We start from the raw sequence: 25882 nt of genomic DNA, 5'->3' as shown, positions 1-25882 counted from the left end.
CAAGTAGAACCAGGCTACAGGCACAGCACTCTCACCCATCGGGCTGCGCCGTTAGGACGACATCGATGCGTACCGCAACCCTCGCGCTCCTGGCCAGCTTCACCCTCGGGGTCATCGCGCCGGCGCAGGGGGCCGACCTCGATTACGGCGTGCTGCGCGGGTCGGACTACGAGCCCGAGATCCAGGTCATCGACTGGAACGGCATCTATGTCGGCGGGCATGGCGGGTATACGTCCGCCTCCGCAGGCTTCAAGAACGTCTACGCTCCGTTGATCTTGAACGAATTGCGGGAGTCGTCGGCTGAGAGCCTTTTTGGCGCCTCGACCCTGCTCCCTTCGCGGACCGGCACCACGGAGGGTTCCAGCTACGGCGCGTATATTGGTTTCAACTATCAGTTCGAAGAGACGGTGATCGGTATCGAAGCTGATTACACGCGCTTCGATCGGACCACTTCGGCGCGCGACAGCATCGCTCGCTTCAAGCTCAGTCCCGATGGCTACATGGAAAGCGTCTCCCTCGACGGGGCGGCCACCTCACGCGTCGAGGATTACGGGACGCTGCGGGCGCGTGGCGGCTACGCGATCGGAAACTTCCTGCCCTACATCACCGGTGGTCTGGCAATCGGCCGCGTTCATGTCGATCAATCGGTCGCCATTCAGTATCATGGCTACGACGCGGCCGCCTACAAAGCCAATCAAGCCCTCCAGGTGGGCGCCAAGGCCGTTGCCGTGAAGGATTTCGGTTACGTGAATGGCGGCTTCGATCCGAACAACCCTGAAGCCGGTATCCCGGCAACCAGGCGGGTGCGCAACGCCAAGACCAAGACCATGGGCGGATTCGTCCTCGGCGCCGGCCTCGAATTTGCCCTCACCAGCAACATCCTGCTTCGGGCCGAATACCAGTACGTGATGCTCAACGACTTCCAGGAGAGTGCCGCCAACCGCGTCGCCATCAACACCGTGCGTGCCGGTGCCGCGGTGAAATTTTGAGTGTACCGTTAAGCAGTCGCCCCTATCCTGGCGGTTCGATCGTCAGCCGCAGTTGGCCTGCGCCCGCCGGGATGTTCTCCATGCTTCGACTCGTGCTCGCCGGCAGCGTCTTCGTCGGCAGCGTGCTCACGATGCCCGCGGGCGTCGGAATGGCTCTCGCGGGGGGAGAGCCCGGGCCGGCCTATCGGCGCCCGCTGCTTCCGCCCGACATCGCCTATCGCGACCCGACCTACGTCGCGCCGCCGCCGCTTCGGACCGTGGTCCTGGCGCCGGTCCTTCGCGCGCCGCGCTCCCTGGCGCTTCCGCTCTATAACGAGCCGCCGCCGCGCTTCCCCACCCCGTAGACCGCCTCAGCTTTCCAGCTCGGTGTCCCAGTAGAGGTAATCGAGCCAGGTGTGGTGGTACTCCCGGTGGTCGAATTCCGGCTGGCGGCGGTGCAGTTCGTGCCGCGTCGGCCGGTGCGGCTCGTGCAGGAGCGGCATGTCGGCCTCGGCCGGGGTGCGGTTGGCCTTTCGCAGGTTGCAGGGGGAGCACGCCGCCACGACGTTCTCCCAGCTCGACTGGCCGCCCCGCGAGCGCGGCACCACATGGTCGAAGGTCAGGCCCCCGGAGGGCAGGCGCAAACCGCAATACTGACAGGAGAAGGTGTCGCGCAGGTAGATGTTGTAGCGCGTGAAGGCGGGACTGCGCGCCAGGGTTACGTAGCTCTTCAGAGCGACCACGCTGGGAACCCGCAGGGACCGCGATGGGGACCGCGCCTCGACATCGTAGCTCGCGACCAGGGTGACCCGGTCGAGGAACAGGGCGGTGAAGGCGTCCTTCCAGGACCACAGGGACAGCGGATTGTAGGAGAGCGGCCGGTAATCCGCATTCAGGACGAGCGTTTGGAGATCCAGCATCGGCGCTACCCTCTCGACGGGTCAACGAGGGGACAACGCGCAGGAATCGGCCGACGCATCGTCCCGGGTTGGTGAAAGATCAGACATCTCCGCAATCCGGGGCGTCGAGGCGCGCGACGGAAGAGCGGGGGAACCGGGTGTCCGCGATGGGGCTGGTGGGGCCGGAGCGGTGACACGCCGAAGGCAGATTTGCCGGACGTTGGCCAAAAGCCGTCGCATCGGGCGGGAACGCCCGGTTCGTGGCGACGCTCATCGGCGCGGATGGGCGTCGCCACCTCCTCGCACGGGAACGAAAAGGCCAAGTCCATCGGGGCTTAGTCTAATATCAGCGTGACACGCTTGTGAAGGTCACTCCGGCTTTCCACGACGTCGCGCCCACAACCCGGACGCGCAGGTCCGCGTTTCTGCCCGGAAACCGCCACTTCGTCAGCCTTTCGCCCCATTGCTCGGCGATGGGGCGGGCCACAGCCGCTCCCTGCTCCCCGACTCGCACAGATCCTGCTGGGGCGATTCGAGCCCTGCGGGTTGCCAGCGGCTCGGCGAAGCGGCGCGTGACGGCGGGCCACGAGCGCGCGTTGGCGCGGCGCGAAAGGATCGACATGGGCGGTATCCCGAGAGGCCAGACACCCTGGGGCATCCGGAGGGCGGCGGTGATCGCCGCCTGGCTCGGGGCCCTCGTGCTGGCTCCCATCGGTGCGGTCGCGCAGGGCACGCCGACGGCCCCGGCCAAGCCCGCCCCCGCTGCGGCGCCTGCGGAGACCAAGCCCGCGCCGGCGGACCCGAAGGCGGCGCCAGCGGAGGCCAAGGCGAAACCGGCCGTACCGAAGCCGGCGGTCTCCGAAGAGATCCAGAACGTTCGCGCCGAGCTCGACGCAGCCAAGGCCGATTTGGAACAACGCGAAAAGATCCTGAGCGGGCCCAACGTCGGCAGCGGCGACCTGACCCGCGCCCGCGAAGGCATCGAGGGGATCGCCGACAAGATCCGCCACGTCATCGACATCACCACGCCGCGCCTGGAGGCCGCCCGGGAGCGCCTGACCCAGCTCGGTCCGAAGCCCAAGGAGGGCGAGGAGGGCGAGGACGTGGCGCGCGAGCGGACGGAACGCGAGCACGCCGTCGCCGAGATCGACGAGACCCAGCGCCTCGCTCGCTCGCTGCTGGTGCAGACCGATCAGATTATCGACCAGGTCTCCAACCGCAGGCGTGCGGCTTTCACCCGCGGCCTGTTCGAGCGTTCGACCGCCCTGGTCAGCCCCGACTTGTGGATGCGGATCGCGGCGGATGTCCCGCGCGATCTGCGGGCGCTCCAGAGCGCGGTGGAGGACACCGTGGCGCTGTTCGCCCGCAACGGCACCATCGGCAACCTCCTGCTGCTCGGGGTCGCCTTCGGCATCTCGATCGCCCTGTATTTCGGCCGCCGCAACATTGCGCCCCGCCTCGGCCGCCGCGACGCGAAGGCCGTCGCCCCGTCGCAGCGCAAAAAGCTCCTGGCGGCCTGGCGGGTGTTTCTGCTCGGAACCATCCCGGCCATCATCGGCAGCTACGCGGTCTATTACGCCCTGGACGCCACCGACCTCCTGCCCCTGCGGCTCCTGCCGGTGGCCGGCGCCATCCTAGGCGGTCTCGCCTTCGTGGCCTATGTCGAGGCCCTGGCCGACGGGCTGCTCTCCCCGGGCAAGCCGTCCTGGCGCGTCGCCACCATGAGCGATGCGGCCGCCTCGCGGGTGACGCGACTGGCGGTCGGCATCGCCGTTGTCATCTCGGTGGTCAAGTCGATCGAGGCCCTGAATTCCGGCCTCTCGGCGGCCCTACCGATCTCGATCGCCACGCGCGGCATCGGCGCGCTGGCGACCGCGCTCATCCTCGCCATCGGCCTGCACCGCTTCGCCGATTCGGCCGAGCAGGAGGAGGCCTGCTTCGGTCCCTACGTGGCTCCCGAAGCCACCACCGGCATCGGCGGCCCGGCGCGGCTCCTCGGCTGGGCGGCCGCGGTGGTTATCGCGATCGCCGCCCTCGTCGGCTACGTCGCCTTCGCGGCCTTCGTCATCGACCAGCTGGTGTGGACGGCGGGCCTGCTGGTCCTCCTGTTCCTGCTGACCTCAAGCGCCGACACCTTCATCGGCGGGACGCTCGGCGACGACACCAAGTTCGCCACGGCGCTCCAGGCCAATACCGGCCTGCGCAAGCGCTCGATCAACCAGATCGCCGTGCTGGCCTCGGGCTTCGCCCGCGTGGTCCTGGTGCTGATCGCGGCCCTGCTGGCGCTCGCCCCCTGGGGCCTCGACTCGACCGACGTCTTCAGTTCGGTGCGGACCGCCTTCTTCGGCTTCAAGGTCGGTGACGTCACGATCTCACTCTCCACCATCGCGCTGGCGATCGGCCTGCTGATCCTCGGCATGACACTGACGCGGGCGATCCAGCGCTGGCTCGAACAGACCTACCTGCCGGCCACCGACCTCGACGCGGGCCTGCGCAACTCGATCTCGACCATCGCCGGCTATGTCGGCTTCCTGCTCACCCTGGCGCTGGCCTTCTCGTATCTCGGCCTGAGTCTCGAGAAGCTCACCATCGTGGCCGGCGCGCTCTCGGTCGGTATCGGTTTCGGCCTGCAATCGATCGTCAACAACTTCGTCTCCGGTCTTCTGCTGCTGTGGGAGCGACCGATCCGCGTCGGCGATCAGGTGCTCATCGGTGACAGTGAGGGCATCGTGAAGCGCATCTCGGTGCGCTCCACCGAGATCCAGACCTTCGACCGGTCGGCCGTGATCGTTCCGAACTCGAACCTGATCTCGGGCATCGTCAAGAACCGCGTGCGCGGCGACCGGACCGGCCGGGTCAGCATCACGGTCAGCGTCCTGCGCAATCAGGACCCGGTCCGGGCGGCGGAACTGCTGATGAACTGCGCGCAGGCCCAGCCGGACGTGCTGAAGGAGCCGCCGCCCCGGGTGGTGTTCCGCAAGATCGGCGACCCGTTCCTGGAATTCGAGCTGATCGCGATGATCGTCGACATCAGCCTCAGCCTGAAAGTGCAGAACGATTTGAACTTTGCTGTCTTCCAGACCTTGTCTGGGGCCGGAATGATCCCGGCTCTCGGCCCGGGCTCCAGCGTGGTCACGGTCCAGGGGCTGGATTCCTTCCAGTCCGCCATGGGCCAGATCGCCAGCACGTTCACGCCGCCGCAGCGGCCCGGCGAGCAGGCGGGTCCGGCTCGGGCCGCGGAAGACCGTCTCGACGAGGCCGAGCCGATGCGCTCGGCCGAGGCGGCGCGCCGGCGCGCGGGAACCTGAACGTCAGGGAGATCGGGTCGTGGTGAGGCGGATGTCGGTGAAGGGATTGGGGATCGGCTTCGCCGCCGGTGGGATCGGGCTCCTGACGGGATGCGCCACCCCGGAGCCCGTGAACGCGACCCTTCCGAGCCTGTACTGGCCGATGACCACCCAGACGGCGCAGGTCGACACGGCGACGGCGCGTGACATGATCTCGGCCTATCGGGCCCGCAGCGGTGCGGGTGCCCTGCGCCTCGATCCGGACTTGCAGAAACTGGCGGAGGCGGAGGCTGCCTCCATGGCGATGGCGGATCGGCCGAGCAAGGCGCAGACCGTGAAGAACGCCGTCGAGCGGCTCGGCTTCGAATCGGCTGAGGCCAACCTGTCGGCCGGCTATCACACCCTGGCGGAGGCCTTTTCGGGCTGGCGGGACAGCCCGGCACACAACGCCGCGATGCTGTCGCCCACCGCCCAGCGCATGGGCATCGCCACAGCCTACGCGTCGGGCTCGAAATACAAGGTCTACTGGGCGCTGCTGCTGGCGAAATAGCGCACCGGCAGGAGCCTCCCGCCGGTGCGCCTGACGGGTTCTGCCAGCCAGGGAACCCAAGCCGACAAGCTTGGATTCCTCGTGACGTAGGCTGGCTCCTTGACCGGTCGGCTGCCGCAGGCTGTCAGGCGGCCCGGACGGTGGCGAGGAAGCGCTGGATCTCGCCGTCGAGATGTTCGCTCTGGCGCGACAACTCGGAGGCTGCGCCCAGGACCTGCTCGGCCGCCGCTCCCGTCCCGGCGGCCGCATTGGCCACGCCCGTGATGCTGGTCGTCACGACGTCCGTGCCGCTGGCGGCCTGGGCGACGTTGCGCACGATCTCCTGGGTGGCAGCCCCCTGTTGCTCCACCGCCGCCGCGATGGTGGTGGCGACCACGCTCATCTCGCGGACCTGGTTGGCGATCCCCTCGATGGCGCCTACGGCGCGGCCGGTGGAATCCTGGATCTCGTTGATCTGCCGGGCGATCTCGTCCGTGGCACGGGCGGTCTGGCTCGCCAGTTCCTTGACCTCGGTCGCGACGACCGCGAAGCCGCGGCCCGCCTCGCCGGCCCGCGCCGCCTCGATGGTGGCGTTGAGCGCCAGCAGATTGGTCTGCCCGGCGATGCTGGAGATCAGACCGACGACCTCCCCGATCTTGGCGGCACTCCGCGACAGGGCCTGGACCAGGATCGTGGTCTCGGCCGCCTGGGAGGCGGCCTGATTGGCGAGATGGGCCGAGCCGTCGACCTGCCGGCCGATTTCGGCGACGGAGGAGCCGAGTTCCTCCGCGGCCGACGCCACCGTGGTGACGTTGGTGGCGGCTTCCTCGGCCGCGGCGGCGACATTCGTCGACTGATTGCTGGTCTCGGTCGCCGTCGTGCTCATGACCTGGGCGGTCGCCTGCAACTCGGTGGCCGAGGCCGCCACCGCGCCCACGATGCCGCCCACGGCGCGCTCGAACCCATCGGCCAGCTCGCGCATGGCGGTCTGGCGCTGGACCTCGATGCTGGCCCGCGCCAGTTCGGCCTGCCGTTCCAGCTCGGCAGTCCGGATCAGGTTGTCCTTGAACACGCCGACCGCCGCCGCCATCGCGCCGACCTCGTCGCGACGCCCGGCCCCCGGAACCGCAAGCGACAGGTCCCCGGCCGCGAGACGCGCCATCATGGCGGTCATGGCCCGGATCGGCCGGGCAATCCCGAGATGCAGCAGCAGCAGGCTGAGTGCGGAGACCAGGAGGATGACGCCGATCCCGATCCAGTTCGCAAGCCGGGACGCCAGGGTCGCGGCGGCGGCGGCGGCCCCGCGGGTCTCCAGCAAAGACGCCTCGTCGGCCACGATCTCGGCCGCCTTGACTCTGAGAGCGTCCATCGAGGCCTTGCCGGCTCCCGAAGCCTCGACGCGGCGCGCCTCATCCTGCGTGGCCGGATTGGCCATGAGGCGGATTTCCTTCTCCGCGACGTCCCCTTGCCATTGCCGCGCGAAGCCCTCCACGGCGCGGAGCCGCTCCTGCTGGCGGGCGTTGTCCGAGGTCAGCTGCCGCACCGCGCCCAGGGAGGTGGCGAAGACGGCTTGGCCCGCCTTGTAAGGGGCCAGGAAGGCGTCATCGCCGGAGACGAGATAGCCGCGCACCCCCGTTTCCTGATCGACCATCGCGCCGGTGAGGCGGCTCATCTCGCCCAGCACTTGGTAGGTGTGGCGTGTCCATTGGTTGGCCTCCTCAATCGCCGAAAGGTTTCGGAGCGATACAACCGAAACGGTTGTGGAAGCCGCCAGAACAACAGCAAGGGTTGCACCAATCTTCGCAGCGATCTTGAGGTTGATGAGCCGGGACAACATTGAGAATGTCTCTTCGTTGCGGGTGCAAAAAGCCTTCTGCTCCCGTCTGTGGCGAAAAAATCCGCTTGTCGAAGAGCTAGTCTTATCTTTTATAACTATGTCTTACGCCTCCCTATCATTTATCAATTTCGGCCCCCAGGAGGAAGAAGCGCGACAGCATCGTCCGCTCGCGGCGGGGCCGCGGCGTAGGCTGATCGGTCGGGGGAGGTGGTGATCGTCCGGCAGGCCGCCGCCATGCGCGGGGTGGGGCGCCGGAAGGACGAGGCTGTGCGGTGGACGCGGTGTCGGGACATCGGGGGCGATCCGACCGGCGGTCGGAAACGCCCTCCACCGTCAGGGGAAGTGCTTCATCCGCGGCGAAGGCGACGATTCGCTGATCAGCGTCACGGTCACGCGGCGGTTGGCGGGCAGGTAGGGGTTGTCCGGAAACATCGGCTCGGTGTCCGCCTTGCCGGCGACGGAGGCGAAACGGTCGTCGGGTACGCCGCTGCCCGCCAGGATCTCGCGCACGCTGATCGCCCGGTTGGCCGAGAGTTCCCAGGGCGGGGCGGGGGCGCGCGTTCCGGGCCGGTCGGTGGCGGTGTAGCCCGTGATGGCGATCCGGTTCGGCATCTTGCGCAGGGTGACGGCGATGCGTTCGAGCAGGCGGCGGGTGCGGGGGTTCGGTCGGCTCGATCCATCGGGAAACATCGAGGCTCCGTCCTGGTCGACGATGGACAGGTCGACCCCGCGCTGGGAGGGCGCCACGATGATGTTCTTCGAAAGCTCGGCCACCTCCGGCATGTCCTGAAGCGCCTGGCGCAGGCTCGCGGCCGCCAGACCCGCGCCGTCGGGATAGCCCTTGTCCGGCATGCCCTCGTCGACGTTGCCGTCCACGGCCGGCGGCGTGGTGTGATCGGAGGCGAGCTCCGGCGGGATGTCGCGCCGGAACTTCACCTTGTCGGCATGGGCCAGACCGTCCTTCTCGATGATGCCGGCGAAGCGCGATTCCTTGTTGACGCCGAAGGCATCGCGCATGGAGCCGGCCACCGCCTGCATCTTCTTCTGATCCTGCGTCGAATAGGCCGCGATCATGACGAAGAAGCTCATGAGCAGCGCCATCAGGTCGGCGAAGGTCACGAACCAGCCGTGGCCGCCATGCGCGCCGCCGCGCTTCTTCTTAGCCATGAGCGGTACCGCGCTTGTTCTTAGTCATGCGTGATACTGCGCCCGATGCGAACCCGCGCCATCAGGCCGGCTCGGCCACGAGTTCGTCACGGTGGTTGTGCGGCAGGTAGGCGATCAGCATCTCGCGCACCAGGGAAGCGCTCTTGGCGTCGCGGATGAGCAGGATGCCGTCGATGATCAGCGAGCGGGAGACGTCCTCCTCCTCCAGCTTCACATGCAGCTTGTCGGCCAGCGGCAGGGTGATCATGTTGGCGATCAGCGCGCCGTAGAGGGTGGCGAGCAGCGCGGTCGCCATGGCGGGGCCGAGCTTCGAGGGGTCCGACATGTTGGCGAACATCGTCACCATGCCGAGAATCGTCCCGATCATGCCCCAGGCCGGGGCGCAGTCGCCGAAGGCCCGGTAGATCTTCGAGCCCTCGTCGAGGTGCATGAGGAAGTTGTCGCGGTCGCGCTCCATCGTGTCGCGGATGAACTCGCGGTCGTAGCCGTCGGCGATGTAGCGCGCGCCCTGGGCCAGGAAGGGGTCGGAGATCTCCATGTTTTCCAGGGCCATCGGGCCGGACTTGCGCACCACGTCGGCGATCTTGGTGATCTCCTCGATAAGGTCGCGCGGCTTGATGGCGCGCATCGAGAAGGCGTAGCGCAGGCCCATCGGCAGCCCGTGCATCATGGTGGAGAACGGGAACCGCATCATCGTGGCGGCAGTGGCGCCGCCGAAGATCACGATGACCGCGTGCTTGTCGAAATAGGCGGCGAAATTGCCGCCGTCGATCATGATCAGGATGAAGACGACGGCGAAGCCGCCGACGAGGCCGATACCGGTTGCGAGATCCATGATCACTCGAGCCTGAGCGGCTGCCCGCATGCCGCGTTGGCACCGCACGACGAGGCGCCGCTCCCACCGTTACGCATTCAGGTTGAACGAACCGTAAAAACGCCGGCGGTCTCTGGCCAAACACCGTGTGATCGCGTCATGCACTGTTCAGGGAGCGCCGGACATAAGGCACGCCACGCCAAGGATTTGGCGGCCTCCGCCGGGATGCGTTCGCGCAACCCGGTCAGGGATCGGAGCACACGGTATCATGTCGTTGGTTCGTCTTTACGCACGGGTCATGGGTCTCCTGGGTGCCGACCGCCGTCTGGCGGCGGTCCTGGCCTGCGCTAACGTGGCGCTCGCAGTGGCGGCCTTCGCCGAGCCGCTGCTGATGGGCCGCATCATCGACCAGCTCACCCATCTGAAGAGCAGCACCAACGCCTTCGCCACGCTGGCGCCCCTGATCGGCGCCTGGGTGGGCTTCGGCCTGTTCACAATCGCAGCCGGCGTGACGATCGCCCTGCACGCGGACCGGCTGGCTCACCGCAACCGCCTCACCGCCATGGCCAACTACTTCGAGCACGTGCTCGAGCTGCCGCTCGCCTTCCATTCCTCCAATCATTCCGGCCGCGTCTTGAAGGCGATGCTGGAAGGCTCGAACGGCATGTTCTGGCTCTGGCTCGGCTTCTTCCGCGACCACTTCGTCGCCTTCGTGTCGCTGATCGTCCTCCTGCCCATGACCCTGTTCGTGAACTGGCAGCTCGGCTCGATCCTGGTCGTGCTCGTGCTCGCCTTCACCGCCCTGACCACGATGGTCATGCGCCGCACCGAGACCCTGCAGGGCCGGGTCGAGGCCTATCAGTCGGGCCTCGCCGAGCACGCCTCGGACGCCCTGGGCAACGTCGCCGTCATCCAGTCCTTCACCCGCGCCAAGGCCGAGAAGGAGGCGATGCACGACATCATCCGCAACCTGCTCGCCGCGCAGATCCCGGTCCTGTCCTGGTGGGCGCTCGCCAACGTCGCCACCCGCGCCTCCGCGACCCTGACCATGACGGCGATCTTCATCACCGGCATCGCGCTGCACCAGCACGGCCAGGCCAGCGTCGGCGAGGTCGTGGCCTTCATGAGCCTGGCCACCATGCTGGTTTCGCGCCTCGATCAGGTCGCCACCTGCATCAACGGCCTGTTCCAGCAGATGCCCAAGATCGACGAGTTCTTCGAGATCCTCGACACCACCCCGGCCGTTCACGACCGTCCCGGCGCCCAGCAGGTCGCGCGCTTCGACGGCGAGGTCGCCTTCGATAGCGTCGGTTTCTCCTACACGGCCCGCCGCAAGGCCCTGGAGGATGTCTCCTTCACCGCGCAGGCCGGCCAGACCATCGCCCTCGTGGGCACCACCGGCTCGGGCAAGTCGACCACCCTCGGCCTCTTGCACCGCGCCTTCGATCCCGACCATGGGGCCATCCGCATCGACGGCACCGACATTCGCGACATCGGCCTGTCCAGCCTGCGCCACAACATCGGCGTGGTGTTCCAGGAGCCGATGCTGTTCGCCCGCTCCATCCGCGAGAACCTTCAGGTCGGCCGGCCGAACGCCACCGATGCCGAGATGCTCGACGCCCTCGAGCGGGCCCAGGCCACCGAGTTCATGGCCCGCCAGGCGGACGGCCTCGACACGGTGATCGGCGAGCGCGGCCGCTCGCTCTCCGGTGGCGAGCGCCAGCGCCTGTCGATCGCCCGCGCCCTGCTCAAGAACCCGCCGGTGCTGATCCTCGACGAAGCGACCTCCGCCCTCGATGCAACCACCGAGCGCAAGCTCCAGGGCGCTCTGGAGGCCGTGATGGAGGGCCGCACCACCTTCGTCATCGCTCACCGGCTGGCCACCATCCGCAACGCCGACCGCATCCTCGTCTTCCACGAGGGCCGGATCGTGGAATCCGGCACCTTCGACGACCTCGTCGCCCAGAACGGCCGCTTCGCCGATCTCGCCCGGGCACAGTTCATGGCGGCGCAGGAGCCGGACGGGATGGCGCTGGCAGCCTGACCCCCGGCGTATTTGACGCCAGCGCGCCGTAGGCCCACCGACTGACGCCTTCTCCCGACCCTCGGGGGAGGGCGTCTTCGTGCCGGGGTCGGGTGGCGCGGACACGCAGCCCGCGCAGGGGGGCGCCGAGGCCCGTTTGTCAGGACGGAGAGCGCGGGGGATCAGTCCGACGGGACCGACGTCCGCGCGTCCTCGGCCCAGACCCGGAACTGCGTCAGGCGGTTCGAGCCGAATGTATGAGTCAGCGGAACGTCCGCCGCGTCCCGGCCGCGCGCCACCAGGATGCGACCGCGGCGGGGTGCATTGTTGCGCGGGTCGAACACGTGCCAGGCCCCCCCGAGATACACCTCGGTCCAGGCGGCGAAGTCGCCGGGCCCATGCGGTTCGGGCTCGCCGATGAAGCTGAGATAGCCGGTGCAGTAGCGGGTCGGGATGTTGAGCGCCCGGCAGAAGGCGACGAACAGGTGCGCGTAATCGCGGCACACGCCGCGCTGACTCGCGAAGGCATCGGCGGCGGTACGGTCGACATGGGCGTAGCCGTAGCCGAAGGTGATGTGGCCGTGGACGTAGTCGCAGATCGCCTGAACCCGCGACCAGCCGGGCTCGAGATGGCCGAACAGGCTCCAGGCTTCGTCGGAGAGCAGGTCCGATTCGCAGTATCGGCTCGCCACCAGGAAGGGCAAAGCCTCCTCCGGCAGATCCTCGACCGCATGCTCGGCCGCATCGGCGACCACCGGGTCGAGGGCGCCATCGTCGTCGATCTCGGCGTGAACGCTCAGGGTTACGGCGCCGGCCGGAGCCACGAAGCGCACCGTGCGGTTGCCGAAGACGTCGCGGAAGGTACGCACCGGAAGGGGCGGATCGAGGGTGAGCACGTCCGGCGGCACCGCCGCCAGGCCCTTGACCGGAAAAGAGTTCAGGCGGGCGATGACGGGGGTCGGCTGTGGGAAATCATAGCCCATCTCGCAACCGAACCTGATCCGCATCGAAACTCCCCCGGGCTCGCCGCCGCGCCGCTCAGCCCTCACTGCCCGCGCCCGGCCGGGGACACTAGGCCGCCGAGGTCACAGGCGGATGTCATCGCACGCCCTGCGCGCAGATGAAGCAGCCGAGTCAGAGCCCTCTGGCCCGGGCCTGCTTCTCCTGCATCCGCGCCTGGAGCCGCACCCGCCGCGCTGCAATGACGGTGCCATTGATCTCGCCGCCGAACAGGAACATCGCGGCGAGCCAGTACAGGAAGACGAGGAACACCATCGCGGTGGCGAGCCCTCCGTAGGTGGAGGCGTAGGCGTTGGAGAAGCGGTCGAGATAATAGCCGAAGCCGAGGCCGGCGAGGAACCAGAGCAACAGCGTGACGGCGATGCCCGGCACCACGGCCAGCACCGAGCGGCGCCCCGCGGCCACGAACTTGTGGGCGATCACCAGCACGGTGAGGAGCAGGAAGGCGGTGATGCCGATACGGCCGATCGCCACCGTCAGGCTCAAGGGCTCCAGTCCCGGCGCCACGTTGATCACCTTGCGCCAGATCAGCGGGCCCAGCACGACGAGGAGCGCGAAGGCCAGCATGGCGAAGGCGCCGCACACGACGTAGCCGATCGATTCCAGGCGGGTAAGCCACCACGGGCGGACCTCGCGCAGGCCGTAGGCGCGGTTGAGCCCGACCCGCAGGCTCTCGACCCCCGAGGACGAAAAGTACAGTGCCAGCAGGGCGCCGAGGGTCAGCACCCCGCCGCGCTGCTCGGTGAGCACCCGGTGCACCTCGCCCGCGATGGGATTGGCGACGGCGCGCGGCCACGCATCGAAGATGAGGTCGCTCGCCCCATCGGCGAGGGACTTCGTGCCGAACAGGCCGGCCAGGGCGCCGAGCAGAATCAGGAACGGAAACAGGGCGGTGAGAGTCGAGAGCGCGATATGGCTGGCGATGGCCCAGCCGTCATGGGCGACGAAGCGTTGCGCGGCGACGTTCGCGATCTCGAAAGGCTTGCGGATGCGACTCACGGGGCGGGGGTTCGTCCTTGAGCGATCAGGATGGGGCGCCAAGCGGCGGGCTGTCTTCTAAACGCAACGGGACCCGATTGCGCAACGGGCCGCCGGCCGACCCCGCGCGGAACCGGCTTGAAATCCCGGGGGCACTGTGATGCCTGCGGCCTTGCCATGGCACCATTCACTTCGTCCCTGATCCCGGCCCTGTTCGTTCTGATCTGGGCGACGGGCTTCGTCGCGGCCCGCTTCGTGGCGCCGCATGCCGAGGCCTTCACCTTCGTGGCGATCCGGGTGGTGGGCGTCGCCCTCGTCCTCGTGGGCCTGGCCCTCGCCCTGCGGGCACGCTGGCCGCGCGACCGGGCCGGTTGGTTTCATGCCGCCCTCGCCGGCATCCTGATGCAGGGGATCTACGTCATCGGCGTGTTCTGGTCGGTCCAGCATGGGCTGCCGGCGGGCATCGCCGCTCTCGTGGGCAGCCTCCAGCCCCTGTTGACGGCGATGCTGGCCGGTCGCCTTCTCGGTGAGCCGGTGAGCGGGCGGCGCTGGCTCGGGATCGCCACCGGGTTTTCGGGAGCGCTCCTGGTGCTGGCCCCGAAGATCGGCGCCTCCGATCCCGCCGGCATCCCGGTCCCGGCACTCGCCGCATGCCTGTTGGCCATGGTGGCGATGACGGGCGGGACGCTCTGGCAGAAGCGCCACGGCACCGGGGGCGACCTCCTCAGCAATGCCGCGCTTCAGTTCCTGGGCGCCGCGATCCTTGCCGTGCCGGCGGCACTCCTGTTCGGAACCGGCGGTTTCGATGGATCGACGCCGCTCTGGTTCGGGCTCGCCTGGTCGATCGTCGTGAACTCGGTGGGCGGTATCCTGCTGCTGCTGGTTCTGATTCGGCGCGGGGCCGTGGCGGGCGTCGCCTCGCTCCTGTTTCTGGTGCCGCCGGTCTCGGCCGTGATGGCCTACGTTCTGTTCGGCGAGGCCCTGGTGCCGATCCAGATGGGGGGCATGGCCATCGCCGCCCTCGGCGTCGCGATCGCCAGTCGAGGCTGATTCGGCGACGGACCTGCGTGACTTTTTCTTTGAGAAACATCTCAATAAAATTCAGCATTGGGCCATTTGCCAAGAGAAATCAGGGTTTTTCGCCCGCGCGGATTATGAATTCACGAGGGATAGTGCCGCGCTGCGGCGAGACGCCTCTACAGGCTCGTCAAACCTGCCTATAATGAGCAGCAAAGCGTGATCTCTTTTCCAGCGAGTGTGCCATGTCAGCTTCCCCCGTCGTTTCGACCGAACCGCAGGATCTCCTGACCCTGGCCCGCGAGGCGGCCGAATCGGCCAAGGGCCTGGTGGCCGAGGCGACCCGCCGGGTGCGCACCACCATCCTGTCCGACGAGGGTAAGATCTCGGCCGAGAAGATGGAGACCGAGCAGCACGCGACCCACGGGCTCGCCTGGATCGCCACCTATGCCGAGGGCGTGCGCGAGCTTGGCGCCTACGCGCAGCGCCTGACCGAGGCGGGTGAATTCGGCGAGACCGAGAGCCTGCTCGTGCGGATCGGCCTCGGCGAATACCTCGACCAGATGTTCTCCGGCATTCCCATGAGCCAGGGCGAGATGGTGCGTCCCACCGGCTCCCTGGGCCTCGCGGCCCGTGAGGTGGCCAAGTTCCGCACCGAGGCGGTCGAGGCTCTCATCGCCGAGGGCAACACCCCTGAGAACCGCGCCGCGCTCGTCGCCCGCATCCGCGACAACGGCGGTGCGGCCACCATCGGCAAGTCCGGCCTCGACGAGGACATGGAGGCGATCCGCTCCGAGATGCGCCGGTTCGGCCTCGCCGAAGTCGTGCCGCACGCGCATGAGTGGCACAGCCAGAACGCCTACATCCCGATGGAGATCGTCACCAAGATGGCCGAACTCGGCGTCTTCGGCCTGACCATCCCCGAGGAATACGGCGGCATGGGCCTGCCGAAGATCTCGATGTGCGTGGTCTCCGAGGAGCTGTCCCGCGCCTATATCGGTGTCGGCTCGCTTGGTACCCGCTCGGAGATCGCGGCGGAACTCATCCTCTGTGGCGGCACCGAGGAGCAGAAACACCGCTTCCTGCCCGGCATCGCCTCGGGCGACACGCTTCCCACCGCCGTGTTCACCGAGCCGAACACCGGCTCCGATCTCGCTTCGCTGCGCACCAAGGCCGTCCGGGACGGCGACGTCTGGAAGATCTCGGGCAACAAGACCTGGATCACGCATCCGGTGCGCGCCGATATCATGACCTGCCTCGTGCGCACCAAGCCCGAGGAGAAGGGCCACCGCGGCCTGTCGCTGCTCATCGCCGAGAAGCCGCGCGGCACCGATGCCGAGCCCTTCCCGGTCGCCGGCCTGTCCGGTGGCGAAATTCACGTGCTCGGCTACCGCGGCATGAAGGAATACGAGCTCGCCTTCGACAATTTCGAAGTACCGGCGGGCAACCTGCTCGGTGAGGTCGAGGGCAAGGGCTTTGCCCAGCTCATGCAGACCTTCGAGTCGGCCCGCATCCAGACCGCGGCCCGCGCCATCGGCGTGGCGCAGAACGCCCTCGATCTCGGCCTGCGCTACGCCGAGGATCGGGTGCAGTTCGGCAAGGCGCTGATCAACTTCCCGCGTGTGGCCGACAAGATCGCCATGATGGCGGTGGAGATCAACATCGCCCGCCAGCTGACCTACTTCTCGGCCCGTGAGAAGGACGAGGGCAAGCGCTGCGATCTCGAAGCCGGCATGGCCAAGCTGCTCGGCGCCCGTGTCGCCTGGGCTGCGGCCGACAACGCCCTGCAGATCCATGGCGGCAACGGTTTCGCGCTGGAATACGCGGTCAGCCGCGTGCTCTGCGACGCACGCATCCTCTCGATCTTCGAAGGTGCCGCCGAGATCCAGGCTCAGGTCATCGCCCGCCGCCTGCTCGAAACCGCCTGAGCCGAGAGCGGCACCGACCTCACCCGATCCGGCGGAGCGCCCTCTCCGTCGTGGTCGGGGGCCGAACCGGGTCTCCGTCCAGAAACGCAGAACGCCGGGGCGATCGTCGCCCCGGCGTTCTGCGTTTCCCGCTTCGGAAGCCGAAGCGAGCGGGAAGCCGTGCGAAGGGCTACTTCGTGATCTTCACCGACACGGGATCGCTCGACGGAAACGTCTCCTCCAGGGCCTCGTCAAGACGCTCGTCGCGTTCACCCGTCTGGCTCGCGGGACGAGTCCCGTCGGACCCCTTCGGGGCAGGCTTGCCGGTGGTGGAGATAATGTCGGTCTCGGGGGTCTTCTGATGATCGGCCATGCACGGCACTCCCTCGGCTCGGCGGCCGGCGACCTCGCCAGCACCTTCCTCGACGATGAGCCGGGACAACGCCGGGCGCGCCTCCGGTTTCCACGATGGCGCGGCCGTGGTTCCGCCCGGCACCCTCAGAGTGCCGCCGGGACCTGCGGACGCGTCGCGACGCGCCGGCCGCGCAGGTCGGCCGTCCGCCATTCGCGCAGGACGAAATCGTAGACCTGGCCCAGGCGATCGAGATGCGCATCCGGCGTCAGGGGAGCCGCCCAGTAGCGCTCGTAGGCGGCGCGGCTCATGCGCTCCGCGAGGCTGTCGTCGGAGAGACGGACGAGGTGGGCGGCGAGGGAATCGGGATCGCCGGACCGGAACCAGAAGCCGGTCTCGCCGTCCTCCACCGCTTCCCGCCCGGCACAGGCGTCGCTGACGACCACGGGCGCACCGCAGGCGAGCGCTTCGTACACCGTCAACGGCTGGCCCTCGTACCAGACGCTCGGAAAGACCAGGGCGCGGGCCTGCCGCATCAGGGCCTGGACACCGGCCTCGTCGCGCCAGCCGAGCATCACCGCCTCGGGATAGCGCGCCTCGAGTTCGGCGCGGGCCGGACCGTCGCCAACGAAGACCGGGCGGATGCCGGCGCGGCGCGCCGCCTCGGCGAAGATCGGAGCGCCCTTCTCGGTGGAGATGCGGCCGACGAACAGACACGCGCCGGGTGGGCCGGAGCGGAGCGGCGCCTGTGCGACCGCAATGGGATTGTCGACCCGGTGGAAGCGGGTCGCGGGTGGCAGGTGGGGGGCGATCACCCGCTCCTGCAGGGCACTGATGGTCACGATATGGGGGAACAGGGCCTTCATGCCAGCCAGATGCTCGAGGGCGAGGTGGCGCACCACCCGCAGGAGCTTGCGAGGGTAGCTGCGCGCATCGCAATTCGTGGTCAGGCAGCCCGGGGACATCGGTGTGCGCTGGCAGATCCGGGCGGCGGGATACTCGTAGAAGCCGCCATTGGGGCAGACGAGGAAGAACTCGTGCATGGTGTAGAGCAGCGCCAGCCCGGAGGCCGCGAGGCTGCGCCCGATCGAGGGCGAGAGGGCCTTGGCGAAGGCGTGGACGTGGACCACCGTGTCGTGCGGATCGAGCCCCTGCAGTTCGGCGGCGAGGCGCCGGGCCGCCGGGCGATTCCAGATGGCCTGGGCGGCGAAGGCGAACTTGTTCGTCGTCGTGCCCACATCGTCCTGGCCGAGACAGACGACGCGGATGCCCGCGGCCTCCAGGCGCGGGTCGGCGGGACCGACCGCCGCGAACACCGTGACGCGGTGTCCGCGGGCGCGTAACCCCAGGCCCGCATCCAGCGCGACCTTGGCCTGCCCGCCATTGATGTAGGCGTGGTCGACGACGAGGACGACATGCATGGTGGACAGTCCCGGCCGACGACGACAGTTCGTCCGATCTTTACCGAACGTGCGTTGATCTCCGGTAAATCGCTGATCCGGGTGCGGAGAACGACGGAAGTCTCCCGACATTCTTGGGTCCCGCCCGTCACCTTGGGCGTCACCCGTCACCTGGGGCAGGGCCATGCAGATCGTCGTGTTGGCCGAATTCGCGGTGGCGAGCGGGGGCGCCGAAAAGGTCGCGGTCGAATCCGCGCGCGGCCTCGCCGAGGCCGGCATCGACGTCACCTACATCCAGGCCATCGATGGCCCGATGGATCCGCTCCTCGACCATGCCCGAATCCGCCGCATCACCCTCGGCAATACGGACATCTGGGCGCGACCGGCGCACAGGGCCGCATTCAGCGGCCTGTGGGACGCCGGGGCGGCCACGCGCCTGGGGGCGGCCCTCGATGCCCTGCCGGTGCGGCCGGACCTGATCCATCTCCATCAATGGACCCGCAGCCTGTCGCCGAGCGTGTTTCCGATCCTGTTCGCGCGCAACCTACCGGTAGCGGTGACGGCGCACGACTACTTCCTCGCCTGTCCGAACGGGGTGTATTACCGCTTCGATCGGGCCGAGCCCTGTACCCTGAAACCGCTCTCGGCCCCCTGTATCGCAGCACCCTGTGACGGCCGCACCCGCCTGCACAAGCTCGTGCGGGTGGGTCGCTCGATGGCTCAGCGCGCGACCCTGAAACGCCGACGGCTCGCTGTCATCCATGTCTGCGATGCGAGCGTGGCGCGCCTGGGCGGCCTCCTTCAGGAGTTGGACGTCACCCATTACCGGGTCGACAACCCGGTCCGGGTTGAGTGCCAGCCGCCGGCCGATCCGGCGCGGGGCGATGCCATCGCGTATGTCGGTCGCCTGACGCGGGAGAAGGGTGCCGACCTCGTGGCGGAGGCCGCGCAGGCGGCCGGCCTGCCCGCCCTGTTCATCGGGGCCGGTCCCCTGGAGGACGAACTGCGCGCGCTGCCGGGCGTCGAACTCGTCGGCTGGCAGGCTCCCGAAGCGGTCTGGACCCTGCTGCGTCGGCGGGCCCGCGCCATCGCGGCGCCGTCGCGCTGGTACGAGACCGGCCCTCTCACGGTCTACGAAGCTCTCGCCCACGGCATTCCGGTTCTCGCCTCCGATCGCTCCGGAGCATCCGATGCCGTCATCGACGGGGTGAACGGGTGTTCCGTCTCGCCCGATCCGGACACCCTGGCGCGGGCCGCCGCGCTGTTCCGCGACGATACCCGAACCGCCCGCCTCGGTGCGGCGGCGCATGCCGGCTACTGGTCCTGCCCCATGACCCTGACCAAGCATGCCGACGCGCTGATCGGTGTCTACGAACGCATCCTCGCCGTGCCGGGCACCGCTGTTCCAAGTCTTCGCGGTGCGATCCGGGCCTCGTGACCCCGGATCAGCAAAGCGGCAAAATTTTTCACCTGTCAGCCGTAGACCCATTGACCTGAATGGTGCGGCGCAACATAAATCTCTCGCAGCGCACCGAACGACTCGGTGCACTCTGGAGCGTATCGCAATGAACGGTCAAACCTTCGAGATCCCCACCGAGATGCGCGCGCTCGCCGAGAAGAGCGTCGACGAGGCCCGGGTCGCCGTCGGCAATGTCATCGGCACCGCCATCAAGACCGCAGAGCAGATGCAGACCACGTCGAAGTCGGTGCAGGAATCGATGCAGACGGTCGTCGTCAAGGGTCTCGACCAGGTTCAGGAAAACGCGGCCGCGACGTTCGACTTTGCCCAGAAGCTGGTCCGCACCCGTGACCTCCGCGAAGCCTTTGCGCTGCAAGGCGAATTCCTGCGCAGCCGGATCGCCACGCTGCAGGCGCAGGCCAAGGACCTCGGCGCCCTCGCCCAGAACACGTTGCGTCCCTCGGCCTGAGGGACGATCCGGCCCCGAACTCAGGCATCGGCGCGGGGCTTCTGCGCGACACGCCTGCGCGACACCGGCCCGTTTCGGGTTCATCATCGACCCGGAGCGGCAAGGAGACAGCGACATGTCGAGACGGCGCAGGATGCCACCTCAGGGGCACGGCAAGAATCAGGGTCCGGGTAAAGATCAGAGTCCCGGGCAAGACAAGGCCGGGGCTTCCCCCGAAATTCAGGAGGGCGGACCGAGGAACGCCGAGGACGCCGACCCGGTGGCGGCCGTGACCGGCGGCGACGGTAAGCCCGGCCTCGTGCCGGTCTCCCAGGGGTCGGAGGCCGCTGCGGCCAACACCAACGATCGGTCGCCCGGCACAGGGTCGGTTCACGAAACGTTGCTGGAAGGTGTCTCGGCCGAGGCCCTGGTGGCGAGCCACGCGGGCGAGGGCGGATCGGGTCGCAACGAGCCCGAGCTTGAGCCTGCGCCCGAGCCGACATCCACGCAATCCCCCGGCGACGGGGCCGAGGCCGCGCCTCTCTCGGACGATCTCACGGTGGTCCCGGAGGAGGCGCCCGAGCCGGCCCGGATCGCCCGTGAGACGGTCGCGGTGGCGACCGAAACGGTCGAGACCGTGAGGCAGACCCTTCCCGAGGCGACCGACGCACCGTCGACCCCTCCCGCACTGGCCCCGATCCCCGCCGTGGCGAGCCCGCCAACGACGACCGGAGCGATCACGCCGCCCCGATTGACGGAGCTGATGGGTGAGGTGGGCGAGGTGAACACCACGGTTCTCGCCTATCTGCGCGGGGAGAGCGTGGCCGCCATGGCGCATCTGAAGGCGCTCTCGGGCGCTGCGACTCCGGCCGATGCGATCCGCCTGCAGGTTTCCGAGATGCAGCGGGCGGCCGATGCCTCGCTGAGCTGCTTCGCGGCACTCGCCCGGCGGACCAGCCGTCTCACCGCCGCGATCGTCCGGCGCTGAACGTCCCCGGACGCGGCGCCCCTCGCGCCGCCGGCCCGACCCGTCTAGATATCCCGGCATCCGTCGCGGCCACGTCCCAGACCGGGGCATGGCTGCGACGCCAGGTCCCCGGGAGTTGTCCATGCCGCGTTCGTCCCTTCTGCTCGTCCCGGTGCTGACCGCGACGCTCGCCGCCGCGCCGGCCTCGGCGCAGATGATGAAGACGCCGGAGGGGTCTGCCGAGAAGGCGTCCCCGGACAAAGCGCTTCCCGACAAGGTAGCGCCCCTCGCCAAGGGGCAGGTGCAGCTCTCCTTCGCGCCCGTGGTCAAACGGGCCGCGCCCTCGGTGGTGAATGTCTACGCCTCGCACGTGGAGACGCGCGGTCAGAGCCGCAGCGCCATGGACGAGTTCATGCGCCGGTTCTTCGGCGAGAACGGCGGCCGTGGTCGCGGCGGAGCCCCCGGGGAGCGCGCCCAGAAGTCGCTCGGATCCGGCGTGATCGTCGACGAGTCCGGCCTCGTCATCACCAACAATCATGTCATCGAGAACATGAACGAGGTGCGGGTCTCGCTCGCCGACCGGCGCGAGTTCGAGGCCACCATCGTGCTGCGCGATCCGCGCACCGACCTCGCCGTGGTCAAGATCAAGAACCCGACCGGCGGCCTGATCCCCATGGCCTTCGGCGATTCCGAAGCCCTCGAGGTCGGCGATTTCGTCATGGCGATCGGCAATCCGTTCGGTGTCGGCCAGACCGTGACGCAGGGTATCGTTTCGGCCCTGGCGCGCACGCAGGTCGGCTCCTCGGACTATCAGTTCTTCATTCAGACCGACGCCGCTATCAATCCAGGCAATTCCGGCGGGGCCCTGGTCGATCTTCAGGGACAGCTCGTCGGCATCAACACCGCGATCTACTCGCAATCGGGCGGCAGCCACGGCATCGGCTTCGCGATCCCGGCGAGCATGGTCCGGGCCGTGGTCGAGACCGCCAAGGGCGGCGCCACCGCCGTGCGCCGCCCCTGGCTCGGCGCGCGCGTACAGAGCGTGACGCCCGACATCGCCGAGAGCATGGGCCTCGACCATCCGACGGGCGTCCTGGTGGCGAGCCTGCAGCCGAAGAGCCCGGCCGAGGAGGCCGGCCTGAAGCGCGGCGACCTCATCCTGACCGTGGACGGCAAGGTCGTCGACGACCCGGAGGCCTTCGGCTACCGCTTCGCCCTGAAGGGCCTCACCGGCCAGACCAAGTTCGGCATCCTGCGCGGGACCGGGCGTTCGACAATCGCCGTCAAGCTCGGGCCGGCGCCGGAGACCCGGCCGCGCGACACCCTGAAGGTGCGGACCCGGTCGCCCTTCCTCGGCGCCACCCTGGTGAACACCTCGCCGGCCGTGGCGGAAGAGCTCCAGGTGGATTTCCCGTCCGAGGGCGTGGCGGTCGCCGGCGTCGATGAGGGTTCGATCGCGGCCCGCGCCGGCCTGCAGAAGGGGGACATGATCGTCGCCATCAACGGCCTGCCGATTGCCACCACGAAGGATCTGGAGCGGGTCACCCGCAACAGCCTCAACATGTGGGAGGTCTCGATCAACCGCGGCGGCGAGGTGATGACGTCGATGTTCGGGGGCTGACGCCCGGCGTCCCGGGGGGCAGGGGGCGGTGATTGCCGGGGGGATGATTTTCCCGGTTGCGGGCGGCGGGCTCCCGCGTCTTCATGCGCCCATGTCCGACCTCTTCGCCTCCGCCGGCCTCGCCCATGCCGCGCCCCGCCCCCTCGCCGATGCCCTGCGGCCGAAAACCCTGGCCGAGGTGGTGGGCCAGGAGCACCTGACAGGTCCGGACGGAGCGCTGACCCGCCTCCTCAACGCCCGGTCGTTCGGCTCGCTGGTGTTCTGGGGGCCGCCCGGCACCGGTAAGACCACCGTGGCGCGCCTGCTCGCGCACGAGACCGACCTGCATTTCGAACAGATCTCGGCGATCTTCTCCGGCATCGCCGAACTTCGGAAAGTCTTCGACGCGGCGCGCGGGCGCCGGGCCATGGGACGGGGCACGCTGCTCTTCGTGGATGAGATCCACCGGTTCAACCGGGCGCAGCTCGACGCCTTCCTGCCCGTGATGGAGGACGGCACGGTGACGCTGGTAGGCGCCACCACCGAGAACCCGTCCTTCGAGCTGAACGCCGCGCTGCTCTCCCGTGCCCGCGTGCTGCTGTTCCGGGCGCTGGACGATGCCGCCATCGCCAAGCTGCTGATCCGCGCGGAAGCTCTGACGGGGCAGCCGCTCCCCCTGGACGAGGAGGCGCGCGGCGTGCTCGTCCGCATGGCCGACGGGGATGGCCGCGCGGCCCTGACCCTGGCCGAGGAGGTCTGGCGCTCGGCGAAACCGGAGGAGGTGTTCGACGCGGAGCAGTTGCAGGCGATCATTCAGCGGCGGGCGCCGATCTACGACAAGTCCCAGGAGGGGCACTACAACCTCATCAGCGCCCTGCATAAGACCGTGCGGGGCTCAGACCCCGACGCGGCCTTGTATTATCTCTGCCGGATGCTCGACGGGGGTGAGGACCGCCTGTTCATCGCCCGCCGCCTCGTGCGCATGGCGTTGGAGGATATCGGGCTCGCCGACCCGCAGGCCCTGGTGGTGGCCACCGCGGCGAAGGACGCCTTCGATTTCCTGGGCTCGCCCGAGGGCGAGCTGGCTCTGGCCCAGGTCACGGTCTATCTCGCCTGCGCGCCGAAATCGAACGCGGTCTACAACGCCTACAAGGCCGCCACCCGGGTGGCCAAGGAGCACGGCTCCCTGCCGCCGCCTCGCACCATCCTCAACGGATCGACCAAGCTGATGCGCAAGATCGGCTACGGCGAGGGCTACCGCTACGACCACGACGAGCCGGACGCGTTCTCGGGCCAGGATTACTGGCCCGAGAAGCTCGGGCGCCAGCACTTCTACGCGCCCACCGACCGGGGCATGGAGCAGCGCTACGGCGACCGCCTGGCCCATTGGGAGGATCTGCGCCGCCAGCGCCGCGCCGACGAAGACTGAACCGCCGGCAGGCCCGGCGGAGCATGGTCAAGCCGAGTATGACCCAGCGGAGGGTGACCCAGCGGTGGATGGCCGTCGCGCTCTGCCGCGGATACGGGCTGCTGTGAGCCGACCCGCTGCCCCACACCTCCAGCGGTTGCCAGCGCGGCCGCTGGACAGCGCGGCCGGGAGGGATGAAGGCTGGAGGGCGAAACCGATCCGCGAACGCTCACAGGTTCGAAGACACCACCCATGCAGGCCTACCACACCCTCACCGCACGTTTTGCCCGCCTCGGCGCTCTCGGCGACGCGGCCGGCATCCTCCACTGGGATCGCCAGACCCTGATGCCGGCCGGTGCGGCGGACGGGCGGGCCGAGCAGTTGGCGCAGCTCTCGGTCATCGCCCACGAGATCCTCACCGCGTCGCAGACCGGCGACCTGATCGACCAGGCCCATGACGAGCGCCAGCACCTCGACCCCTGGGAAGGGGCGAACCTGCGCGAGATGCGCCGCGCCTATCTCCATGCCTCGGCGGTCCCGGCCGACCTCGTGGCGGCAAGCTCCAAGGCTTCCTCGCGCTCCGGGATGATCTGGCGCGAGGCCCGCGCGCAGTCCGATTTCGGGCAGCTGGCGCCCGCCCTCGCCGAGACCCTGCGCCTGCAGCGCGCGGTCGGTGCAGCCAAGGGGGCGGCGCTGGGCCTCGATTCCTACGACGCCCTCCTCGACGGCTACGATCCCGGCATGCGCCGCGCCACCATCGATCCCCTGTTCGCGGATCTGCGCGCGACGCTGCCGGGCCTGATCGAAGCGGTCCGCGCCCGTCAGGCCTCCGGCCCGGCACCGCTGCCGCTGCCGGGTCCGTTCCCGGTGGAGACGCAGGCGGCGATCGGGCAGCGCCTGATGCAGGCCGTCGGCTTCGACATGACCCGCGGCCGCCTCGACGTGAGCCTGCATCCGTTCTGCGGGGGCGCGGCCGACGACGTGCGGATCACCACCCGCTACGACAGCGACGATGCGTCTCGCGCTCTGATGGGCGTGCTGCACGAGACCGGGCACGCCCTCTACGAGCAGGGCCTCCCCGCCGCGTGGCGCCATCAGCCGGTAGGCACTGCCAGGGGCATGACCCTGCACGAGAGCCAATCGTTGCTGGTGGAGATGCAGGCCTGCCGCTCGTTCGCGTTCTGCAGCTTCCTCGCCCCCGTCCTGCGGGAAGCCTTCGGCGGGGATGGGCCGGCCTGGACCGCCGAGAATCTCCACGGGCTCTACACACGGGTCGAGCCAGGCTTCATCCGGGTCGATGCCGACGAGGTCACGTATCCGGCGCATATCCTGCTGCGCTACGACCTCGAAACCGCGATGATCGCGGGCGACCTCGCGGTGAACGACCTGCCCGGTGCCTTCAACGACGGCCTGCGGGATCTCCTCGGCCTGACCGTGCCGGACGACCGCCAGGGCTGCCTCCAGGACATCCACTGGCCGAGCGGGAGCTTCGGCTACTTCCCGACCTACACCCTCGGCGCCATGGCTGCGGCGCAGTTGTTCCGGGCCGCCTGCGAGGCGGCGCCGGGCATCCTGACCGGCCTCGCCGTCGGCGACTTCACGGATTTGCGCAGCTGGCTGCGCGAGAGTGTGCACGCGCGGGCCAGTCTGCTGGAGACCGATGAAATGCTCCTGGCCGCGACCGGACGTCCGCTGAGCGCCGCGGACTTCACGCGCCACCTGCATCACCGCTACCTCGGAGAGTCCTGACATTCCGGTGACAGCGGCGTGCAGAGGCGGCATCATCGCCGCAGGCGGGTGGC

At 68.8% G+C, this 25882-nt stretch carries 21 protein-coding genes; 13 read left to right on the top strand and 8 right to left on the bottom strand.

The features are described 5' to 3' along the window. Nucleotides 1-65: 65 nt before the first annotated feature. Both ASF60_RS10320 and ASF60_RS10315 read left to right on the top strand, forming a co-directional pair. A complete protein-coding gene (locus ASF60_RS10320; protein WP_056184050.1) occupies nucleotides 66-989 on the top strand; it encodes an outer membrane protein in 924 nt (307 codons plus the stop codon). Nucleotides 990-1069: 80 nt separating this feature from the next. After that, entirely contained in the window at nucleotides 1070-1333 is a 264-nt protein-coding gene (locus ASF60_RS10315; RefSeq protein ID WP_156633979.1) for a hypothetical protein, read from the top strand. A gap of 6 nt (nucleotides 1334-1339) precedes the next feature. Here the strand turns inward: ASF60_RS10315 and ASF60_RS10310 are convergent, their stop codons facing one another. Next, nucleotides 1340-1888: an HNH endonuclease gene (locus ASF60_RS10310; RefSeq protein WP_056184046.1), complete on the bottom strand. Its 549-nt coding sequence runs from the start codon at nucleotides 1886-1888 to the stop codon at nucleotides 1340-1342. A 599-nt stretch (nucleotides 1889-2487) separates the two neighbouring features. Here ASF60_RS10310 and ASF60_RS10305 point away from each other — a divergent pair. Both ASF60_RS10305 and ASF60_RS10300 read left to right on the top strand, forming a co-directional pair. Then, nucleotides 2488-5175 carry a DUF3772 domain-containing protein gene (locus ASF60_RS10305; RefSeq protein ID WP_056184044.1) on the top strand — a complete coding sequence of 896 codons (2688 nt, stop codon included), beginning with the start codon at nucleotides 2488-2490 and terminating at the stop codon, nucleotides 5173-5175. Between the two features lie 31 nt (nucleotides 5176-5206). Beyond that, the gene (locus tag ASF60_RS10300; protein WP_056184041.1) at nucleotides 5207-5704 is read left to right on the top strand and encodes a CAP domain-containing protein; all 498 of its coding nucleotides are present in this window, start codon (nucleotides 5207-5209) and stop codon (nucleotides 5702-5704) included. Between the two features lie 124 nt (nucleotides 5705-5828). Here the strand turns inward: ASF60_RS10300 and ASF60_RS10295 are convergent, their stop codons facing one another. From ASF60_RS10295 to ASF60_RS10285, 3 genes are all read right to left on the bottom strand, one after another. Continuing rightward, nucleotides 5829-7520 (bottom strand): methyl-accepting chemotaxis protein, encoded by a 1692-nt coding sequence (locus ASF60_RS10295; protein ID WP_056184039.1) that lies wholly within the window; start codon nucleotides 7518-7520, stop codon nucleotides 5829-5831. A gap of 333 nt (nucleotides 7521-7853) precedes the next feature. Beyond that, nucleotides 7854-8687: an OmpA/MotB family protein gene (locus ASF60_RS10290; protein WP_056184037.1), complete on the bottom strand. Its 834-nt coding sequence runs from the start codon at nucleotides 8685-8687 to the stop codon at nucleotides 7854-7856. A gap of 61 nt (nucleotides 8688-8748) precedes the next feature. Then, nucleotides 8749-9522 (bottom strand): motility protein A, encoded by a 774-nt coding sequence (locus ASF60_RS10285; RefSeq protein WP_056184035.1) that lies wholly within the window; start codon nucleotides 9520-9522, stop codon nucleotides 8749-8751. A 247-nt stretch (nucleotides 9523-9769) separates the two neighbouring features. Here ASF60_RS10285 and ASF60_RS10280 point away from each other — a divergent pair, with 247 nt between their 5' ends. Beyond that, nucleotides 9770-11545, top strand: coding sequence for a glucan ABC transporter ATP-binding protein/ permease (locus ASF60_RS10280; protein ID WP_056184033.1), 1776 nt, complete (start codon nucleotides 9770-9772; stop codon nucleotides 11543-11545). 161 nt (nucleotides 11546-11706) lie between these two features. On the opposite strand, the gene ASF60_RS10275 is transcribed toward ASF60_RS10280, so the two are convergent. Together ASF60_RS10275 and ASF60_RS10270 are read right to left on the bottom strand one after the other, a co-directional pair. Continuing rightward, entirely contained in the window at nucleotides 11707-12531 is an 825-nt protein-coding gene (locus ASF60_RS10275) for a transglutaminase-like domain-containing protein (RefSeq protein WP_056184031.1), read from the bottom strand. Between the two features lie 127 nt (nucleotides 12532-12658). Then, nucleotides 12659-13543, bottom strand: coding sequence for a YihY/virulence factor BrkB family protein (locus ASF60_RS10270; protein WP_056184030.1), 885 nt, complete (start codon nucleotides 13541-13543; stop codon nucleotides 12659-12661). A gap of 156 nt (nucleotides 13544-13699) precedes the next feature. On the opposite strand from ASF60_RS10270, the gene ASF60_RS10265 reads away from it, so the two are divergent. Next, complete coding sequence (locus tag ASF60_RS10265) at nucleotides 13700-14572, top strand: DMT family transporter (RefSeq protein WP_056184028.1); 873 nt, start codon at nucleotides 13700-13702, stop codon at nucleotides 14570-14572. 212 nt (nucleotides 14573-14784) lie between these two features. Next, the gene (locus ASF60_RS10260) at nucleotides 14785-16467 is read left to right on the top strand and encodes an acyl-CoA dehydrogenase family protein (RefSeq protein ID WP_056184026.1); all 1683 of its coding nucleotides are present in this window, start codon (nucleotides 14785-14787) and stop codon (nucleotides 16465-16467) included. A gap of 169 nt (nucleotides 16468-16636) precedes the next feature. Here ASF60_RS10260 and ASF60_RS10255 read toward each other — a convergent pair whose 3' ends face one another. Continuing rightward, entirely contained in the window at nucleotides 16637-16819 is a 183-nt protein-coding gene (locus ASF60_RS10255; protein WP_056184342.1) for a hypothetical protein, read from the bottom strand. 125 nt (nucleotides 16820-16944) lie between these two features. Continuing rightward, nucleotides 16945-18219, bottom strand: a complete 1275-nt coding sequence (locus ASF60_RS10250) for a glycosyltransferase family 4 protein (RefSeq protein ID WP_056184024.1) — start codon at nucleotides 18217-18219, stop codon at nucleotides 16945-16947. Nucleotides 18220-18382: 163 nt separating this feature from the next. On the opposite strand from ASF60_RS10250, the gene ASF60_RS10245 reads away from it, so the two are divergent. From ASF60_RS10245 to ASF60_RS10220, 6 genes are all read left to right on the top strand, one after another. Continuing rightward, a complete protein-coding gene (locus tag ASF60_RS10245) occupies nucleotides 18383-19636 on the top strand; it encodes a glycosyltransferase (RefSeq protein ID WP_056184022.1) in 1254 nt (417 codons plus the stop codon). Between the two features lie 160 nt (nucleotides 19637-19796). Beyond that, nucleotides 19797-20126: a phasin family protein gene (locus ASF60_RS10240; RefSeq protein WP_244478385.1), complete on the top strand. Its 330-nt coding sequence runs from the start codon at nucleotides 19797-19799 to the stop codon at nucleotides 20124-20126. A 259-nt stretch (nucleotides 20127-20385) separates the two neighbouring features. After that, entirely contained in the window at nucleotides 20386-21093 is a 708-nt protein-coding gene (locus ASF60_RS10235) for a hypothetical protein (RefSeq protein ID WP_056184017.1), read from the top strand. Nucleotides 21094-21214: 121 nt separating this feature from the next. Next, on the top strand, nucleotides 21215-22693 hold the full coding sequence (locus ASF60_RS10230; protein WP_056184014.1) for a Do family serine endopeptidase: 1479 nt from the start codon (nucleotides 21215-21217) through the stop codon (nucleotides 22691-22693). Between the two features lie 91 nt (nucleotides 22694-22784). Then, on the top strand, nucleotides 22785-24101 hold the full coding sequence (locus ASF60_RS10225) for a replication-associated recombination protein A (protein WP_056184340.1): 1317 nt from the start codon (nucleotides 22785-22787) through the stop codon (nucleotides 24099-24101). A gap of 231 nt (nucleotides 24102-24332) precedes the next feature. Further along, nucleotides 24333-25829: a carboxypeptidase M32 gene (locus ASF60_RS10220; RefSeq protein ID WP_056184012.1), complete on the top strand. Its 1497-nt coding sequence runs from the start codon at nucleotides 24333-24335 to the stop codon at nucleotides 25827-25829. The last annotated feature ends 53 nt before the right edge of the window (nucleotides 25830-25882 follow it).

Origin of the sequence: Methylobacterium sp. Leaf113 (assembly GCF_001423325.1) — a bacterium.
Taxonomy (GTDB): Bacteria; Pseudomonadota; Alphaproteobacteria; order Rhizobiales; family Beijerinckiaceae; genus Methylobacterium.
Note: the sequence above shows the minus strand (reverse complement) of the source record. Positions and strands in the feature narration are given on the sequence as shown.